At 48.0% G+C, this 16,961-nt stretch carries 21 protein-coding genes; 3 read left to right on the forward strand and 18 right to left on the reverse strand.

Annotated elements, in window-relative coordinates; genetic code table 11:
* Positions 1 to 645: ABC transporter ATP-binding protein (locus ENN47_01990; protein HDP76958.1), on the forward strand; the 645-nt coding region annotated here is incomplete at its 5' end.
* 43 nt (positions 646 to 688) lie between these two features.
* On the opposite strand, the gene ENN47_01995 is transcribed toward ENN47_01990, so the two are convergent.
* The 8 genes from ENN47_01995 to ENN47_02030 form a co-directional block, all read right to left on the reverse strand.
* Positions 689 to 1,966 carry an NUDIX domain-containing protein gene (locus ENN47_01995; GenBank protein HDP76959.1) on the reverse strand — a complete coding sequence of 426 codons (1,278 nt, stop codon included), beginning with the start codon at positions 1,964 to 1,966 and terminating at the stop codon, positions 689 to 691.
* Positions 1,967 to 2,344: 378 nt separating this feature from the next.
* A complete protein-coding gene (locus ENN47_02000) occupies positions 2,345 to 4,429 on the reverse strand; it encodes a translation initiation factor IF-2 (GenBank protein HDP76960.1) in 2,085 nt (694 codons plus the stop codon).
* A 3-nt stretch (positions 4,430 to 4,432) separates the two neighbouring features.
* Positions 4,433 to 4,759, reverse strand: coding sequence for a 50S ribosomal protein L7 (locus tag ENN47_02005; protein ID HDP76961.1), 327 nt, complete (start codon positions 4,757 to 4,759; stop codon positions 4,433 to 4,435).
* Positions 4,760 to 4,772: 13 nt separating this feature from the next.
* Positions 4,773 to 5,405 carry a Zn-dependent hydrolase gene (locus tag ENN47_02010; protein ID HDP76962.1) on the reverse strand — a complete coding sequence of 211 codons (633 nt, stop codon included), beginning with the start codon at positions 5,403 to 5,405 and terminating at the stop codon, positions 4,773 to 4,775.
* Between the two features lie 58 nt (positions 5,406 to 5,463).
* Positions 5,464 to 6,000: a phosphodiesterase gene (locus ENN47_02015; protein HDP76963.1), complete on the reverse strand. Its 537-nt coding sequence runs from the start codon at positions 5,998 to 6,000 to the stop codon at positions 5,464 to 5,466.
* Positions 5,982 to 6,629, reverse strand: a complete 648-nt coding sequence (locus ENN47_02020) for a thiamine diphosphokinase (protein ID HDP76964.1) — start codon at positions 6,627 to 6,629, stop codon at positions 5,982 to 5,984. Before ENN47_02020 ends, ENN47_02015 begins: the two co-directional genes overlap by 19 nt.
* Positions 6,626 to 7,816 carry an RNA polymerase subunit sigma-54 gene (locus tag ENN47_02025; protein HDP76965.1) on the reverse strand — a complete coding sequence of 397 codons (1,191 nt, stop codon included), beginning with the start codon at positions 7,814 to 7,816 and terminating at the stop codon, positions 6,626 to 6,628. The genes ENN47_02020 and ENN47_02025 overlap by 4 nt, the downstream gene beginning before the upstream one ends.
* Positions 7,800 to 9,317, reverse strand: coding sequence for an NAD(P)H-hydrate dehydratase (locus tag ENN47_02030; protein HDP76966.1), 1,518 nt, complete (start codon positions 9,315 to 9,317; stop codon positions 7,800 to 7,802). Before ENN47_02030 ends, ENN47_02025 begins: the two co-directional genes overlap by 17 nt.
* Positions 9,318 to 9,393: 76 nt before the next feature.
* Between ENN47_02030 and ENN47_02035 the strand changes: the two genes are divergently transcribed.
* Complete coding sequence (locus ENN47_02035) at positions 9,394 to 10,110, forward strand: hypothetical protein (GenBank protein HDP76967.1); 717 nt, start codon at positions 9,394 to 9,396, stop codon at positions 10,108 to 10,110.
* Here the strand turns inward: ENN47_02035 and ENN47_02040 are convergent.
* On the reverse strand, positions 10,101 to 10,349 hold the full coding sequence (locus ENN47_02040; GenBank protein HDP76968.1) for a hypothetical protein: 249 nt from the start codon (positions 10,347 to 10,349) through the stop codon (positions 10,101 to 10,103). The two genes, ENN47_02035 and ENN47_02040, sit on opposite strands and share 10 nt — an antisense overlap.
* 171 nt (positions 10,350 to 10,520) lie before the next feature.
* On the opposite strand from ENN47_02040, the gene ENN47_02045 reads away from it, so the two are divergent.
* A complete protein-coding gene (locus ENN47_02045) occupies positions 10,521 to 10,928 on the forward strand; it encodes a methylglyoxal synthase (GenBank protein ID HDP76969.1) in 408 nt (135 codons plus the stop codon).
* Here ENN47_02045 and ENN47_02050 read toward each other — a convergent pair.
* The 9 genes from ENN47_02050 to ENN47_02090 all read right to left on the reverse strand — a co-directional run bounded on the left by ENN47_02050 (position 10,845) and on the right by ENN47_02090 (position 16,947).
* On the reverse strand, positions 10,845 to 12,116 hold the full coding sequence (locus ENN47_02050) for a DNA polymerase IV (protein ID HDP76970.1): 1,272 nt from the start codon (positions 12,114 to 12,116) through the stop codon (positions 10,845 to 10,847). The two genes, ENN47_02045 and ENN47_02050, sit on opposite strands and share 84 nt — an antisense overlap.
* Entirely contained in the window at positions 12,089 to 12,340 is a 252-nt protein-coding gene (locus ENN47_02055) for a hypothetical protein (GenBank protein ID HDP76971.1), read from the reverse strand. Before ENN47_02055 ends, ENN47_02050 begins: the two co-directional genes overlap by 28 nt.
* 62 nt (positions 12,341 to 12,402) lie before the next feature.
* Entirely contained in the window at positions 12,403 to 12,861 is a 459-nt protein-coding gene (locus ENN47_02060; GenBank protein ID HDP76972.1) for a sprT domain-containing protein, read from the reverse strand.
* A 95-nt stretch (positions 12,862 to 12,956) separates the two neighbouring features.
* On the reverse strand, positions 12,957 to 13,382 hold the full coding sequence (locus tag ENN47_02065) for a biotin/lipoyl-binding protein (GenBank protein HDP76973.1): 426 nt from the start codon (positions 13,380 to 13,382) through the stop codon (positions 12,957 to 12,959).
* Positions 13,379 to 13,729 carry an oxaloacetate decarboxylase subunit gamma gene (locus tag ENN47_02070; GenBank protein HDP76974.1) on the reverse strand — a complete coding sequence of 117 codons (351 nt, stop codon included), beginning with the start codon at positions 13,727 to 13,729 and terminating at the stop codon, positions 13,379 to 13,381. The genes ENN47_02065 and ENN47_02070 overlap by 4 nt, the downstream gene beginning before the upstream one ends.
* Positions 13,730 to 13,739: 10 nt before the next feature.
* Complete coding sequence (locus ENN47_02075; GenBank protein ID HDP76975.1) at positions 13,740 to 15,278, reverse strand: methylmalonyl-CoA carboxyltransferase; 1,539 nt, start codon at positions 15,276 to 15,278, stop codon at positions 13,740 to 13,742.
* A 12-nt stretch (positions 15,279 to 15,290) separates the two neighbouring features.
* The gene (mce, locus tag ENN47_02080) at positions 15,291 to 15,698 is read right to left on the reverse strand and encodes a methylmalonyl-CoA epimerase (GenBank protein ID HDP76976.1); all 408 of its coding nucleotides are present in this window, start codon (positions 15,696 to 15,698) and stop codon (positions 15,291 to 15,293) included.
* A 5-nt stretch (positions 15,699 to 15,703) separates the two neighbouring features.
* Positions 15,704 to 16,561, reverse strand: coding sequence for a methylmalonyl Co-A mutase-associated GTPase MeaB (gene meaB / locus ENN47_02085; GenBank protein HDP76977.1), 858 nt, complete (start codon positions 16,559 to 16,561; stop codon positions 15,704 to 15,706).
* Positions 16,558 to 16,947, reverse strand: coding sequence for a cobalamin B12-binding domain-containing protein (locus ENN47_02090; GenBank protein HDP76978.1), 390 nt, complete (start codon positions 16,945 to 16,947; stop codon positions 16,558 to 16,560). The genes meaB and ENN47_02090 overlap by 4 nt, the downstream gene beginning before the upstream one ends.
* Positions 16,948 to 16,961 lie beyond the last annotated feature (14 nt).

Here is a 16,961-nt window from a genome sequence, read left to right on the forward strand (position 1 = left end):
GGGCAGCAGCAGCGGGTTGCGCTGGCAAGGGCGCTGATTATGGAACCCGATGTGATGCTTCTCGACGAGCCGCTTAGCAATCTTGATGCCAAACTGAGAGAGGAAATGCGCTTCGAGATCAAGGACATTCAGAGAAGAATCGGAGTCACAATAATCTACGTGACTCATGATCAGGCAGAAGCTATGGCAATGTCAGACAGGATCCTGCTACTGCATGAGGCCACTGTTCAGCAGCTGGGGACGCCAAGAGAGCTGTATGAGAGGCCCGAGAATCAATTCGCCGCAGACTTCATTGGGCTGATAAACTTCTTGAGAATCGAACTGATATCTAAAGGAGACGGTTTGTACGCTAGATTTCTCAACGCAGATGACGATACTCCTTTTGACATAAATTACAGGCCTGAGCAACTCTCTCCCGGTATGCAGCGAGTATTTGCAGTAAGGCCGGAAAACGTGAAACTTGTATCTCCTCAGGAGGGTCACGTGACTGGTAAAGTCAGGAAAAAGGTCTATCTGGGAAACATACTTGATTACCGCATTGTGCTTGGCAAAGAGGAGATCCGGGTGGAAGCTCCTTCTACTGCCAAATATGATATTGATCAAGTTGTCGGACTCAAGTTTTCGGACTATGTAATCTTCGAATAGTTGCCCAAGAGATATTTGCGACCTCGGGGAGTCTCGTTCTTTCCTATGGATTCAGGCGTTTCAGCAAGTGCTCTCTTATCGCTTCAAGTCTTTCGGGCATGTGGGGAAAGCTCCTGTATTCAGCGGGGATCCGTGAAAGATCGCTGAGATCGATCCACTTCACTTCGGAAAATGTGTAATAGACTTCATTTTCATCTTCCGGTTCCGATCCGGGAGAAGGAACCGAAGAACCATCATACTCAAAGTGGAACATCTTCGCAGAGTAGTACAATCCGTCTTCCGGCAGCTCGATCTCGGCAATCATGCCCCGAGGTTCGATATCCAGACAGGTTTCTTCCATAATCTCCCTTTTCACTGCCGTTTCATCAGATTCTCCGGGGAGTTTTCCTCCACCGGGAAAGAGCCAGTCGTCAGGTCTGCCGTCGTTCCCCGTGTGTTTTATCATCAATACCTTCATATCTTCTGAGATGATGCCTTCAAGTCTGTAAGATCTCTCCACAACTCTTTCGAGAATCGCTTTCTTTGCTCTCACAATATCAGTGTCCTTATTCTCTCTTGTGAGTTCTGCGGAAAGCTTCGCCATCTTCTCCAGAGCCGCTCTCAGAGAGTCGAAACTCATTGTAGCGAAGCATTCGCAAAAGCTCCTGTACTCACCTTCACTCATAAAGCTCTCAAGAAGCCTGGGAGAATACAGGTGGTCTGTTTTCTTGTGTAACAGAGAGAAGAGTCTGGAGAGAAAGAGGAGATTCGTGCTGTGTAGTGTGCCAGCCCTGAAAAGATCCTTTCTGCTGAGGACTCCCCACTCCATGATGATTCCATTTGCGAGTTCCAGGTAGTTCTGCTTGAATGAAGCTTCTTCATCGATCAAGGGTCTTGTCTTGCAGAATTCTTCAATCTTCTTCCTGAATGCTCCGGATTTGTCTAGAAGGACCGTTTTCTCTACTCTTCCGGGAAGGACAACGCCCTTCCAGCTATCGAGGACAGAGATTTCTCTTTCTGAGTGGAAGTGGAACTCTCCTCTGACGAAGAACTTCGAAAAGACCGCAGTCTTGACACCGTAAAAGTTTGTGAAGTAGAACTCCACCGGAATAGTCTCTCTAAGCCATTGCTCATCGTTGAAGGTGTCGGCTGAATCGTCCCTAATGAATATATAGAACTCTATGTCCGAAAACTTGTCAAAGTCCTCTCTCGTATAGGATCCGTAAGAGATGACTGAAACGATCCTTCTGTCTTCTCTAGCAGCATCCACAATTTTGTTGAGAATGTGTAGGTTCTTGGGGTTTTTAGATTGTCTGTAAAACTCGTCTTTCTGCATCTCCATCTCTTCACTTCCCTTCTTGCTTTCTAGATCAAATGAGTGTAGTACCTAGCATGAAGGATAATATCATGATTTGAAGCCAGTCTGCAGGTTCATGGAAGAATAAAACAATAGACGCAAGGCTGGGCAAGAACGGCCCAGGTCGCAATGCCGGCTAAGAACATGCCGGGACGCAAGGCTGCCTTCGGCAGGAGGCCTTCTCAGGTCAACCGTCAACAGTCCACCGTCCTCCGAATTGGAATGCCAGCGAAGATTGTGCAGGGACGCAATGCAACCAGGTTCTCTTGCTCTTTCCTACCCGCGACACCCAACCCCCCGACCTCGGTCCTCGCGTCCAAAAAAAAGGCCCCGCTAAGGGACCTCATTCTTCTATTAGGTAACCTATTCGGTGAAATCTATTGTTCTCTTTACGCTCTTCTTGCTGTGGAATTCAAGCTGATCCTCTTCCTGGAAATCATCGAAGCCGAGCGCCTTTATTCCGCACTCCTTTGGGGCATCTACCCTGCTCGCATCGTCTTTGTAATGCTTGAGTACTTCGATCGCAACGTCAGCGATTTCCTCGTTCTTTCTGTAAACTCTCATCTTGCCCTTCTTCAGCACGTGCCCATCATCAACCTGGACACCGGCGATAGTTCCAACTTTGCTTATTTTGAACAACTGTTTTATGTGTCCGTGGCCTATCACTTCATCGACTTCCTCTGGTTCGAGGAGACCTTCGAGAGCCTTCTTGAGGTCGTCTATAAGGTTGAATATGATCTCGTAGACTTTGATCTGGACTCCCTCTACTTCTGCCTGTTTTCTTGCCTGGGCGTCGGGTTTAACTTTGAAGCCCATTATTACGGCATCGGAGGCAGATGCAAGCATTACGTCACTCGAGTTTACAGAGCCGATACCAGAATGGACGACCTCAATCCTTACGTCGTTATTCTCTAGCTTGGCCATGGCCTGCTTCAGAGCCTCGACTGTACCGAAGGAATCGGCTTTCAGTATCAGCTTCAGATCCTTCTTCTCATCAGTGTTTCCGGTCATCGAGAGGAATTCTTCTAGTCTAATGTGACGCCTGGTCGTGACCGACTTCTCTTTCTGAGCCTGATTCTTTGCATATTCGGCTAGCGATCGAGAAGTGTCAAGGTTTTCAACCGCGTACACAATGCTGTGGACATCGGGAACTTCGTCGAAGCCAATAATCTGCACAGGATCTGAAGGATTGGCTTCTTTGATTCGCTTCCCGTATTCGTTAATCAATGCCTTCACTCTGCCTGAGGCAGAACCGGCAACAACGTAGTCGCCAGGTCTCAAGATTCCGTCTTTTACAACGAGAGTTGCCAGGGGACCTACGGCCTTGTCCAATCTTGAGTCAATAATGATTCCTCTTGCGTTTCCTTCGGGAATGCACTTAACATCTGCTACTTCGGCTACAAGAAGGATCATCTCAAGAACATCCTCAACGCCCTTGCCTGTTTTCGCAGATACAGGAACTGTTACAGTGTCCCCGCCCCAGTCTTCAGGAACGAGGCCCAGCTTGGAGGCGAGCTGTTGCTTCGTAAGGTCTATGTTTGCGTTTGGTTTGTCCACCTTGTTTATCGCGACTATTATGGGCACATTTGCCGTCTTCGCGTGGTTGTAAGCCTCTATAGTCTGCGGCATAACACCGTCGTCGGCCGCTACAACAAGAACTACGATATCCGTTGCTTGAGCTCCGCGGGCTCTCATTTCGGTGAATGCCTCGTGCCCGGGCGTATCAATGAACGTGATCTTCTTGTTTCTTATCTCGACCTGGTAAGCACCTATTGTCTGGGTAATGCCTCCGATTTCATCTTCGGCGACCTTGGCCTTTCTAATTCTGTCGAGAAGCGTAGTCTTCCCATGATCAACGTGCCCCATAACCGTGACGACCGGGGGCCTCTGGACCAGTCTTGAGCTTTCCTTGTAAGATTCCGCATAAGAACTCGAGATACTCTCAAAGGGGTTGATCTCTTCCTCGTGAACGAGTTCTACTTCCCACTCATAGTTCTTTGCGATATTCACTGCATCTTCAAGCGAAAGAATCTGTCCGGGTCGAAGAATTATGCCGTTCATGAACTGATCCTTTATAACCTTTGATATTGGAACGTTCATTTTCTTGGCGAGCACGTCGAGCTTGAATTCATTACTCTTCAGCTTGACGGTTCTTACTTTATGCTCAACCGGAATTTTTTTCTCGGCCGGTGGCTCCTCTTTGGAAACCAATTTCTTTTCAAGCTTCTTGACTTCTTTCTCCTGAATCTTGTTTTTTGCCTTTTCGGCCTTCCTTAAAAGTTCCTTTTTCTCTTCCTCGTAGAGACCAACTACAATATTTACGGTCTCCTCGTCAAGAACGGACATATGGTTCTTGACGGTAACACCGAGCTCCTCAAGTTCATCCAGCAGCTCTCTTGCCGTTATATTCAATCTCTTAGCAAGTTCGTACACTCTGGCTTTTGGCATAGCTCAGTCACCTCCCGCCTGTGTCATTATCTTTGAGATTTCGTCTGCAAGGCCGTTATCGGCAACTGCCACTGCAGAGATGTTGTCTTTGCCGATGGCCCTTCCCAGAGCGACACGGTCGTGTTCTTTGAGGAGAATACAGCTTGCCCCGTGGCTCTTGCATCTCTTGATCCAGTCTTCCTTTATCGAATCGCTGGTATCGCAAGCCAGAATGAGAAACTTCTTCTTAAACGGCTGCCTCAAATAACTTCTCAATTGCTCTTTGCCAAACACAACCTTGTTTGCTCTTCTTCCTATTCCAAGGAGAGATACAATTCTCTTTTCATCCATATTATGCCCTCGATCAATGATAATTGAGGACGACTATCCTGGTTCCCACATTGGCCTTTTCTTCAAGCTTAAGCTCATCAAGCTGTTCAAACGGGTCGCCAGACAGAAAGTCTTCAACTTTCCCCAGCTCAAAGGCCAGGGCTTCTGTTTTAAAATGCATCGGAATGACGTACGACGGAGCTAGATCTCTTGTCAGCTCTCTTGCCTGTTTCGCATCGATTGTAAAGAACCCGCCCACAGGCACAAGCAGAACATCGGGACCCCTAAGGAGATCTTGAAGCTCTAAATCAAGTCTATGGCCGAGGTCTCCGCAATGAACGATTCTGAATCCGTCCGGGGTCGTAACTTCGAAAATTATGTTTTTGCCTCGCTTCCTTCCCTGTACGTCATCATGGAATACTGAATGACCTTCGATCTTGAACCCTTGAACAGTCTTGCTGACGGGTTCGTTTATCAGCGCGAATCCCTGCTCAAATCTATCATGAGCATTGTGGTCATGGTGCTGATGGGATTCCAGAATAATATCCGGTTCAACCGGGGGCATGTCATAACCGACACCCTCGTCGAAGGGGTCGATCAAAAGAGTCTTTTCACCGCTCTCAAGCGAAAAACACGAATGTCCATGCCATCTCAAAACCATATTCATCACCCAGATACTTATTATATCATGGGTTCAGCAACATGTTTACGGAAACCAGGCGCTCCTAAAGAGCCATCGCTTTGAGTTCGAGCCCTTCTATGCTCTTGAGGCATACGACACCTTTTACGAAGTCGATTATTGCGTAGGATCCACCGGTTCCATCTTTGGGAATAGAGGGACTGCCAGGGTTCAGAAATATGATTTTCCCTTCTCTGGAGAGATGGGAGATGTGAGTGTGGCCGGATATGATTACTCCCTCTTCGAAGGGCAGACCGAACTCCTTATGGCCATGTGAAATGAAGAGCTCGATACCGTTTATGACGAGCGTTCGCGCTTCAGGCAGGTCAACAAAGCCGATCTGCATCAGATCGATTTCGCTGTCACAATTTCCCCTCACACCTTCAATTCTTCGGGAATACTGTCTGAAAAGGGCAGCGAGTTCTTCTGGATCATAGTCACCTGGAAGAGGATTTCTGGGGCCGTGATACAGGTAGTCTCCGCAGTGAACAATAAGAATGTCTTCTCCGTTTCTCTTGAGTATTCTCTTCACCGGCTCAGGAGAGCCGTGTGTATCTGAAATTATTACTGCTTTTTCAACCATCTGAAGTATAGAACGGTACCTCCCTTGCAGAGAATCTGTACTTCTCTTTCTTTTGCCTCGTTTGAAACACCAAGCGGGTTCCCGTACTCGAGAAAGGCATCTCTCAAAGGGTATTTGAAGCCCTTCAGTCTGATCATGGTCGGCTGTCCTCCGAAGGGGAACAGGGACCAGGTCTCACCTGGTTCTACTGAGGAGATAAGCTCTTTGGACACCATTCCGATCTCTACGCTATCCTCCACTATCGTCGCCTTCAAGGAGTTCCGCGCACCGTAGATCGAAGCAAGAGTGCCCATGAAGTGATCGAGGCGCAGACCTGTGGCGCCGAAGATCTCCACCTCCGCTATGTCCCGTTCCTCAAGGGCCTGAAGCGCGATCTGAGTATCTGTATCATCTTTTTCAGGCGGATAGATAATAATCAGAGACCCTTTCCTTCTGCACCAGTCAAGAGTCGTCTCACTTATCGAATCCATGTCTCCGACAAGTAGATCGGGATGCCTTCCAAGACTTCTGAGCATTTCTGCACCCGAATCGGCGGCCGACACAAGATAAGTCTCCTTCAACTTTCTTGAGTAGAATTCCGAAGAAGATATGTATTCCCCGCCGACAAAGAGAGCTGCCTTGGTCGTCATTTTGATTTTCCCAGTCCAAGCTGGTTTCTGTACTTGTTCACTGTTCTCCTGGCGATGCGTATATCTCTGTTCTTGAGTTCAATTACAAGCTGCGCGTCTGAAATCTCGGGGTCTTCACCTACGATCTCGGCTATCACTTCGAGAGCCTGTTTCTTTTCCTGCACGTTGCCGAAAAAGTACCTGATCGGGAAAGTTCCAACGGGAGTCTGAACAAACTTATCTTTCACAGCGCGGCTGACGGTTGAGACTACTACGCCTATCTTGTCCGCAATAGAATTCATCTTAAGAGGCCTGATCTTATCGCTCGTTTTCAGTAGAAAGGGTGCGTTTCTCATCACTATCTCATTACCGATCGTGATCAACGTCGTCTTCCTTCTTTCAAGGGCGGTAATATAGAACTTTGCTTCTTCAAGTTTATCTTCAAGGTATTTCTTTGCCGTCTTTTCACCACTTTCAAGTATCTCTTCGTAGGATTCATCAACGTTCAAGACGAGTGAGTAATCCCTGACGGTGACTATGAATTTTTCATCGAGAAACTCGATATATACGTCCGGCTCAACGTATCTTACATAGTCTCCGTCGCTGTACCCCGATGAAGGAAAGAGTCCTGGCCCCATAAGAGTTTCGAGTTCTTCGCGATTCGACGCAAAGACTCCGTCGAAGCCACCGCCTCTCATGGCAGAAATGACTGTCGAAAGTCCATCGACGGGGCAGTGATTTTCCCGGGCAATTGCCTCGAGGTCTGAGGTAATCATGCCGAAATCGTCCATGTTATCCAGAAGTATCTCGAAGAGACAGAAGAGATCATCGTCGAGTATATAGAAAGCAAAGTCTCTCAGTATCTCTCTGAAGGTCGGCTGTTGGGCTTCAATTCTGTCGAAGTCCCAGCCGTCGCGATCCGTGCTTTCCTGTTTCATGTAGATGGAGTTGCTCGCAGGGAGTGAGTAATAATCTCCATCTTCGATATTTTCCTCGTCTTCAGGTTCTCTATTGCCTTCTTTGATTTCTTCTATAAGTTCGTAGTCTTCTCTCTTGATTTCAAGAAGGGGATTTGCCTGTACTATCTCTTCGAGTTCGGCAGAGATTTCAAGTGAACTGAGCTGAAGTAGTTTAAGGGCCTGCTGCGCCTTCAGAGAAAGGCCGAGTTTCTGCTCGAGTCGCTGAGATATATTATGCCCTAGTTCCATGGAGTTTCTCCTTCGCATTCCGCTCGAACTGCTTAAAGACAAGTGAGAAGCAGTCTGCAATTCTTGAGGCAGAATTACTTGGCTCTGAAACGCTTGAAAGCTCGGCTGCTCTGCCCATGAAGTACATTCCCAGTATCGCAGATCTATCGAGATCGCCTGTTTGGGCTGCAAAACCGGCAATCGATCCTGAGAGGAGATCACCGCTTCCCGCCTTCGCGAGGCCGGTATTTCCCGTTGTGTTGATAGATATCTTTCCGCTTGCGTCACAAAAAACAGAAGAGGCGCCCTTCAGAATCGCGCGTGTTTCGTGACCTGCACAAAACTCCATGAAAGACTGCAGATCTGTTTTTCCTTCATTGAGTCGGCCAAACTCTCCCGGGTGAGGGGTTAGAAGAATCTCCATTGACCTTGATAGGATTGAAAGATCCTTTGAGATGGCGAAAAGGCCGTCGGCATCTACAACAAAGCTCTTGTCGGGAAAACTCTTCAACAACTGAAATACAAATTCGACACTGTCCTCTTTTCTTCCGATTCCTGGACCGACCACGACGCAGTCTATTCTGTCCATCAATTTTGAGAGGTGATTGATGTCGCCGGGTCCGAGAAAGTCGTTGTCGCTCACAAGAGCAATTGCTTCCGGCAGAATGTTCCGTATAACGCTCGCAGATCCACCGGGGGTGTATGTATAAACCATCCCGCATCCGGATCTGAATGCGCCGAGAGCGGAGAGATACGGAGCTCCCGTGTAGACCTCACTTCCACCTGCAATTAGGACTGAACCGTAGCTTCCCTTATAGCTGTTACGAGATCTTTCAGGAAGAAGGGAAAAGACAATCTCTTCATCTATGACTTCGGAATCGGCCAGAGAATTCATAATTATCTTTGGGAAGCCGGCGCTTTCAACGCGAATCTCGCCACAGAAGCTACATCCGGGATAGAGAAAATGGCCAACTTTTGCAAGTCCGAAAGTGACGGTTTTGTCTGCCTTGAACGACGAGTTTGAAACACTGCCGTCGAACCCGGAGACTCCCGAAGGGATGTCCAAGGCCAATCTATACGTTTCAAGCCGATTTACAAACTCGAACAGCTTGGCGATGTTTGCCTCCAGATCTCCATGAAACCCAGTTCCAAAAACGGCATCGATTATTATGTCGGCCCTTTCGAGCAGACCCTCCACAACGGAAGTTTCTTCCAGGGTTGCAACCGATCCTCCAAGAGAGGCATAAATCGCCGCATTCCTTTTGCAGTCATCGCTCGCGGGAGTGTAACATCGAACAACGGCAACATCAGTTCCGTCGCCGAGAAGGAGCCTGGCCACTCCGTACCCGTCACCGCCGTTGTTGCCTCCGCCACACAGGACAACTGCCCGGCTAACTCCGCGTCCTTGAATCTCTTCGAAAACGCTGCGGGCAGCCTCTTCCATCAGAAGAAGCGAAGACACTCCTCCTTCTATTATCTTCTTGTCGATTTCTCTCATCTGAGCGGGAAACGCTACCTTCAAATCATCACCCCTCAATTTGATCTTATCATTTTTATGCCTCTCTTCGCATGTTATAATCTCGCGAGAGGTGAGTAAGATGAAGCTTTCTGTGGTCTTGGCCGTCGCATTCTCTCTGCTTGTTGGAGGGTCTTTATTCTCTTCAGTTAATGAGTACGATGATCTGACGCTTTTCATACAACAGGTCGTTGATTCCGGCGATATCGACGCACTTGTAAGAGTTCATTTCCATTTGGTAGATACAGAAAACCCCGATTCAGAATACGAAGATCTCAAGCTAAGGATTCGGCTCGTTATGGTCGGGGGCGAAGATGTCTATGTAGAGTTTTTTGAGCCTGAGGAGCTGAGCGGAATTGCCCTTGTATATCTCTCAAGGGAGGAAGTCACCTTCAGTGTTGTTGACGGCGTGCCCTGGAAGCAATATAGATCGAGTTATCAGACTGATTTGATCAACAACCTTACTGAGCAATTTTTCAGTGGTCTCCTCGAGTCGTCCAACTTCACATGGACCGTTACCACGGAAGATGAAAGGCGCATATACATGATTGATCCGTCCGAACAGAGACTCAGAGTACTTGGCCTTATCGGAGGCGGGGGCTACCTTCCCAATCTCATGCACATACATATTTCTTTCCTCAAGAGAGAGGGTTACTTCCCGAAGATTGAGTATGTGAAGATAACCGATAGAGTCGGTGACGAGTATCTTCTCTTGGAGGTTGACGAATTCAAGACCGTGGTGGACAGATCTATCTTCACCGATCTTAGAGGCAAGTACTACGAGACTTTTCAGAAGTAATCGCTCTTGATCCGCGTCAGTATTCTTGGTATGTCGATATCGAGATCTCTGTCGTAGGGTCTTGTTGTCACGGTGAAGTCCCTGAGTTTTACGTGAAGGCTCTTTCTAACTCTTATTTCGCCCCTGATAATCAGATAGCAGCCTCTGTAGATTTCCGCGAATACCCTTTTCGATTCTCTTTCATCGAAACGAATGTCAAAGATTTCTTCGGTTTCGCCCCCGCTCTTGTATACGCATATACTCACCCTGAAGAATCCGCCCCGCACAGTAGATTCCGGGTCCGTAGTGACTTGTCCGTATATTGTTATCTCGTTGAACGAAAGGGACAGATCAATTCACCTCGGCTGAATGCCTGGAGTTCCGACGGTCGGTATGTGTTATCATTTTCTTGTCATAAGACGGAGGTAGCCATGAGTGAAAAACCACGAGTAGCTTTGATAGCGCACGACAAGAAAAAGATCGATCTAATAATGTTCGTCAGAGAGCACGTCGATGTTTTCAGAGAGTGCACCCTTTTTGCAACCAGCACTACGGGCAATATCCTCAGGGAGAAGGTCAAATTGGAGCTCACTTCATTCAAATCCGGCCCTCTGGGTGGTGACCTCCAGATAGGCGCTCTCATTGCCAATGATGAGATTGATTTTGTCATATTTTTGAGAGACCCGCTCACCGCCCAACCCCATGAGCCGGATGTGAGCGCCCTTCTAAGAGTGTGTGATGTTCATAACAAGCCGTTAGCAACTAACCTCGCGACGGCAGAAGCCCTGGTAATGGAGATCAGAAGGTTTCTCAAGCTTCCTGATCTCGGGGAGGAATAGTATATTCCCTGGAAATATGGCGTATTCTCCGAATTTATTCTCTATTTGTAGCACGGTTTCCAGCAGTTCCTTTTCTTTTTCGAACAGAGAGAGCTGCCTTTGATTCTTCTTTTCTTTAAGAGCCCAGCATGAGATTCCAATTGCCCTGACGGCCTTTCCGTTCCAGATTGAGCTGATCAGCCACGGGGTGATTTCTGTCATATCTTTGATCGAGGAAATTGTGAAGTTCAGCTTCTTTGAAATGGCTTTGGAACTTCTGTCCGCGTATCTAAAGAAGAAACTGACGCCGGAACCTTCCATTTTGTATCTTCCCATCCTGTAGATTACCCTGGCAGCCAGGAAGTTTGTTACTCTCACTATAAGATCGAAATCGCTTATATCGCCCGAAAGCGTCATAGAATGGCCTACGGATTTTGGCCTCTCTTCTTTGAAAAACTCATTTCTGGAGAATCTTTTTTTTGTGAGACTCTGCAGAAAGCCCATGAAGGCATTTCCGAACATTGTGTAAAGATCCATGGGGGACTTCTCCAACCCTTCCAGAAGCTCCCCTGTCGTCTTGTATCCCATGGATTCTAGTTTTATCAACGTGTGCTTCCCGATTCCCGGAACGTCCTTTACGGGTATCTCATTCAGGAACTCTCTTTCCATGCCGTCTTTGACCACCACGAATCCGTTTGGCTTGGAGTAATCGCTGGCGATTTTAGATATGATAGGATTTACCGAGATTCCAACCGAGGCGGTTATTCCGAATCTCTCCTTCAAATCTCTCTTAAAGGAAATGAATCTGTTAATCGATTCCTCCAGTTTAGTGTGAAAGCTGAGATCTATGTAAGCCTCGTCTACACTCGCCACCATAACTCTGGGCGATACAGAGGTCATCATCTTCATTATCTCTTTCGATATATAGCCGTACTTCTTTGACTGCACTCCCACAGCTATAAGGTCAGGACACAGCTTCAGGGCTTCGAAAAAGGCCATGCCCGATCTCACACCCAGTCTCTTTGCCTCGTAACTCGCCGAAGTCACAACGGAATGCCGCTTTCCAATTCCGGTTACTGCTATCGGTTTGCCTTTCAGAGTCGGATTGGCCGCCTGTTCTATACTTGCGAAAAATGCGTCCATGTCTATGTGCGATACGTAAGGAATTCCTTTCAAAACAATCACCCTCCAAGAAGATAGCTGTACCATTTCTTCGCATCTTCGTCAAATTCAAGATTGTAAGCTCCAAGTGTGGTCATTACTGAGAAATGATAGATTTTCTGAGTTCCCACGGCCTCTACCCAGAAGGAGGTAACGGAATTCACGATTATTTTTATACCATCGTAACTGAATCTTACCGGCACAAAATAATCTCCGTGAAAGTATACAAGCGCCTTAGTGAGCTTCTTATAGGCTTTCATAAATATCACCACTTAGATATTAGGTATAAATTATTATAACAGATGAATTTCTAGAAAGGCAAGTGTTTATTTGATTATTTTTCCTGAAGTTCTATCGGGGCTTTGCAGCAGGAAGATAGACCCTTTTTCTCTCTGCGGTTGAAGGAAAGAGCAACAGTCTTCTTGCATGCGGAACATACCCATCTGTGTACCGGAAGTCCCTCGTACTCGGCTACGATATCGAATCCCAGTTCTTCGGACAGCTTCTTGAATTCCGGCGAGCTATGCGAGAAATCTCTGTCATTCTTCATCAAGTAGAAGTGAGAAAGCTCGTGAAGCAAGGTTCTCTTGAGAAGCTCCTCGTTACAGGATATCGAAGAAGAGATCTCTATTCTGAGGGGAGTAAGCGTTCCACGGTTTTTCGAGTAGACAAGTCTGCCAAGGACCCTCTTCAGCCTTGAGTTAAAGGAAAAAGGGATATCTGGAAAGACACCGAAGGCACTCAGAGAAAGCTCTCTCGCTCTCGTAGAAAGATCTCTGTCCGCGGAAGTCAACCTATACACACACTCCTCTCATGGAAGCGATGTCTCGAAGATTCTCCGTGAAAATGATTGCTTTCGCCTGAAGCACAGGAGCGGCAAGACCGCTCCTATGCCAGTACTATCATTATCTCGCCTGCGTCTATATTGTCACCCTTTTTCACTCTGACTTCGCTAATCGTGCCCGAATCCTCGGAGAGAATACTGTTTTCCATCTTCATTGCTTCGAGTATCACAAGCTTCTGGCCAGGGGAGACGGAATCTCCTACCGAAACGAGAACTTCGAGTATAGTCCCCGACATTGGCGACAGTATTTTGGCTCTCTCTCCCGATCCAGTGGATTCTTTAACGGGTTCAACCGGTTTATGAGCTTCCTTAACCACTTCAGAGGGTCTGGGTGAATCCGCCGCTTCGACTTTCTGTATGGGTTCGGCTTTTTTAACTGCTCCGCCCGAACTTGAATCGGATGCAGAAGAAAGCTCCTCGATCTCGACGTCGTAATCCTTGCCGTTCACTCTCACTCTGAATCTTCTCAATTCTTGCTCCTCCTCACTTTCCAGTAGACGGTTGGTTCTCGTCGTTTCCACTGTGAGTTTGCCGACACGGTAACCGGGTCGACACTTCTGACTTTGAAGTTGCTGTGACCCATGAAGGCAGTTACTGCAGCGGTTATGACGGCTATCATTTGGTCCTCGCCGCCTTCCTTCGTCTCAATGACTCTGGAACCAGTTGCCTGGGCAGGTTTCATACTGACTGCCTTAAGCTTGTTTTCATCTTCTCTGGAGAACAGGCGGCCGAGAATCTTGAATATGACAAAAAGCATCGTCAGCGCCAGGAATACAATTGCCACGCCTATAATAGTGATCTGGATATACTCTTCCATCAAATGCACCTCAAAGCGGTATATTCCCGTGCTTTTTGGTTGGTCTGCCTTCGACTTTCGTATCCAGCGTCTCCAAAGCCTTGATTATCTTTATTCTGCTGGCAGCCGGATCTATAATCGATTCTATATAACCCCTTCCCGCCGCAACAAATGGATTTGCAAACATGTCTTTGTATTCCGAAATCTTTTCCTGTCTGGTCTTTTCGGGCTGGTCGGAACCATCAATTTCCCTCTTGAAGATTATGTTTGCGGCGCCTTCGGGACCCATTACGGCGATCTCGGCACCGGGCCAGGCGTAAACAATGTCCGCTCCCAAATGTTGACTGCCCATTGCGATATATGCTCCACCGTAGGCCTTTCTAAGGATCAGTGTTACCTTTGGTACGGAGGCCTCGCTGTAGGCGTAAAGGAGTTTTGCCCCGTGGCGAATTATCCCTCCATGCTCCTGAGAGACTCCCGGGAGAAATCCCGGTGTGTCTACAAAGGTGATTATCGGTATATTGAAAGCGTCCAGAAATCTAATAAATCTCGCTGCCTTGTCTGAGGCATTTATGTCTAGGGAACCGGCGAAGACAGAAGGCTGGTTTGCCACTATGCCCACCGATCTTCCGGCTATCTTTGAAAAGCCCACGACCATATTCTTCGCATAGTGTTCATGCACCTCGAGGAATCGTCCTTCATCGACTACAAGGGAGATCACTTTTTTCACGTCGTATGACTGCTTTGGATTATCTGGCACAATTTCTCGGAGTTCTTCCAGAGCCTCGCCGCGTTCAGCCTCTCCCTTGTTTGGTTCTTCGGCATTGTTCTGCGGCAGGTATTCGAGAAGCTGCCTGACGAGAAGCATTGCGCTTCTGTCATCCGGGGCGAGAAAGTGGGCATTTCCACTCTTTGTATTATGCACAAGAGCTCCGCCAAGTTCTTCCATCGACGTCTCTTCGCCCGTCACGGCCTTTATCACCTGTGGACCCGTTATAAACATCTGTGAGTGCCTGTCGGTCATAACAATGAAGTCGGTTATCGCGGGCGAATAGACGGCTCCGCCTGCGCACGGTCCACAGATAACTGTGATCTGAGGAATCACTCCCGAAGAAAGGGTATTCCTGTGGAAGATTCCGCCGTAACCGAAAAGGGAGTCAACACCTTCCTGAATCCTGGCCCCGCCAGAATCGTTTATTCCCACTATCGGTATGCCTAGCTTTAAAGCCATATCCTGCACTTTTATTATCTTTTTGGCGTGCATTTCCCCAAGCGATCCACCCTGTACTGTGAAATCCTGAGAGAAAACGGCTATCTTTCGCCCGTCGACCTTTCCTATTCCCGTTACGACTCCGTCTGCCGGGAATTCCTTGTCTGCAAGACCAAAGCTCGTCGCTCTGTGTTTGACAAATCTGTCGAACTCTTCGAAGCTTCCCTCGTCACAGAGAACATCGATTCTCTCTCTGGCAGTTAGCTTTCCTGTTTTGTGCTGCTTCTCGATCTTTTCCTGACCACCACCAAGGATGATCTGTTCACTCTTCTCAAAGAACTCTTCAAGTTTACCGGCCAATTCATTCGCCCCCTAGTGGTGTCCTTCGACAAGTTCAGTCAGAACTCCGCCCGTGCTTTTGGGATGGAGGAAGACTACTTTTGTTCCTCCGGCTCCGGCTTCGGGCTCCGCGGAAAGAGGTTTCAATCCCAGCGAAACGGCTTCTTCAATCGCAGCTTTGACATCGTCAACGTGGAAAGCGATGTGATGAATGCCTTCCCCCCTGCTTTCCAGGAATCTTGATATCTGGCTGTTTTCCGATGTCGATTCGAGAAGCTCAATCCGAGTGTCGCCGGCCTTTACGAAGGCAACTTTCAGGCCACGGTCTCGAAGTTCCTCGATCCCGGTAACTTCAAGTTTAAGAAGGTCTCGATAAACGGAAAGCCTCTCTTCGATCGATTTTACGGCTATGCCAATATGGTCAATTCTGTCGGATTTCAATTTGATTACCTCCCGATATTCTCAAGAAGATACCTTATTAGTTCTTCAAGTTTATCATTTTCGGCGTAGTGTTCCTTTATAATCTGGTACGCGCTGTTCAAGTTATTGTAAAGGTTGCGCTTGGCGCGTTTCGATTCGAGCCTCCCCGAACTGAGATAACTGAAAAGCAGCTTTTCTATCTCTTCTTGGAGTTCTTCAACTCCACTCCCCTTTATGGAATCTGTCCTCATAACCGGGAATTTCTTTCCGGAAAGCTCCAAAACCGCCCTGGTTCTCGAAGCGAGCTGGTCGGCTCCGGGAAGATCGCTCTTGTTTATCACGAATATATCTCCGATCTCCATTATTCCAGCCTTCATTGTCTGAACATCGTCTCCAAGTCCGGGCGCCATTACGAGAAGGACGATATCTGCAAGATTCACGATGTCGGTTTCCGACTGGCCGGCCCCGACAGTCTCCACGTAAATCCTGTCGTAGCCGCTCCTGCCAAGAAACTCGACGCTGTTATAAATTGAAGGACTCAAACCTCCGACGTTCCCCCGACTGGCCACTGATCTCACGAAGACCCTGGGATCGTCGGTTGCTCGTCTCATTCTAATCCTGTCGCCGAGAAAGGCGCCTCCCGTAAAGGGGCTTGAAGGATCGATCGCGACAACGGCCGTCGTCTTTTCCTCTGCGCTTATACAGGCCAGCCGGTCTGTTAAGGACGACTTACCGGCTCCAGGGCTTCCCGTGACGCCTATTACGCAGTAATTTCGAACAGGCAATCCCTTGATGATCTTCCTGGCCGAATCAGCGTCGTTTTCTATTATGCTCAGCGATCTCGAAATCATGAGCTGGTCGACCCCGGATTTCATTGAACTCATTTCTTTACCGTTTCCTCTATTTTATCTATGATTGATTTCAGCGAGGTTCCCGGTCCGAAAACTTCGAAGATGCCGGCCTTTCTTAACTCGTCGGCATCCTCTGAGGGAATTATGCCGCCGACAAAGAGAGGCTTTTCGCCTATTCCTGCTTCTTTCATTAATCTAAGTACTTTGCTGCAAATCTTCATGTGGGCGCCGGACAGTATCGAGAGCCCCACAACGTCAACGTCTTCCTGAAGCGCGGCATTGACGACCGATTCGGGAGACTGCCTGAGACCTGTGTAGATAACTTCCATTCCGGCATCTCGAAGAGCCATAGCGACGACTTTGGCGCCTCTGTCATGTCCATCGAGTCCGGGCTTTGCCACGAGTACTTTTATCTTCATTATCTCCACCTCTC

This window comes from Mesotoga infera (assembly GCA_011045915.1).
Taxonomy (GTDB): Bacteria; Thermotogota; Thermotogae; order Petrotogales; family Kosmotogaceae; genus Mesotoga; species Mesotoga infera_D.

What these genes read in the sequence shown, in the direction of transcription:
- ENN47_02005 (HDP76961.1), bottom strand. Translation starts at nt 4,759, where the DNA reads ATGGATGAAAAGAGAATTGTATCTCTCCTTGGAATAGGAAGAAGAGCA.
- ENN47_02015 (HDP76963.1), bottom strand. Translation starts at nt 6,000, where the DNA reads ATGGTTGAAAAAGCAGTAATAATTTCAGATACACACGGCTCTCCTGAG.
- ENN47_02020 (HDP76964.1), bottom strand. Translation starts at nt 6,629, where the DNA reads ATGACGACCAAGGCAGCTCTCTTTGTCGGCGGGGAATACATATCTTCT.
- ENN47_02090 (HDP76978.1), bottom strand. Translation starts at nt 16,947, where the DNA reads ATGAAGATAAAAGTACTCGTGGCAAAGCCCGGACTCGATGGACATGAC.
- ENN47_02035 (HDP76967.1), top strand. Translation starts at nt 9,394, where the DNA reads ATGAAGCTTTCTGTGGTCTTGGCCGTCGCATTCTCTCTGCTTGTTGGA.
- ENN47_02010 (HDP76962.1), bottom strand. Translation starts at nt 5,405, where the DNA reads ATGAATATGGTTTTGAGATGGCATGGACATTCGTGTTTTTCGCTTGAG.
- meaB (HDP76977.1), bottom strand. Translation starts at nt 16,561, where the DNA reads ATGAGTTCAATGAAATCCGGGGTCGACCAGCTCATGATTTCGAGATCG.
- ENN47_02025 (HDP76965.1), bottom strand. Translation starts at nt 7,816, where the DNA reads ATGGAACTAGGGCATAATATATCTCAGCGACTCGAGCAGAAACTCGGC.
- ENN47_02070 (HDP76974.1), bottom strand. Translation starts at nt 13,729, where the DNA reads ATGGAAGAGTATATCCAGATCACTATTATAGGCGTGGCAATTGTATTC.
- ENN47_01995 (HDP76959.1), bottom strand. Translation starts at nt 1,966, where the DNA reads ATGGAGATGCAGAAAGACGAGTTTTACAGACAATCTAAAAACCCCAAG.
- ENN47_02045 (HDP76969.1), top strand. Translation starts at nt 10,521, where the DNA reads ATGAGTGAAAAACCACGAGTAGCTTTGATAGCGCACGACAAGAAAAAG.
- ENN47_02000 (HDP76960.1), bottom strand. Translation starts at nt 4,429, where the DNA reads ATGCCAAAAGCCAGAGTGTACGAACTTGCTAAGAGATTGAATATAACG.
- ENN47_02050 (HDP76970.1), bottom strand. Translation starts at nt 12,116, where the DNA reads ATGGTACAGCTATCTTCTTGGAGGGTGATTGTTTTGAAAGGAATTCCT.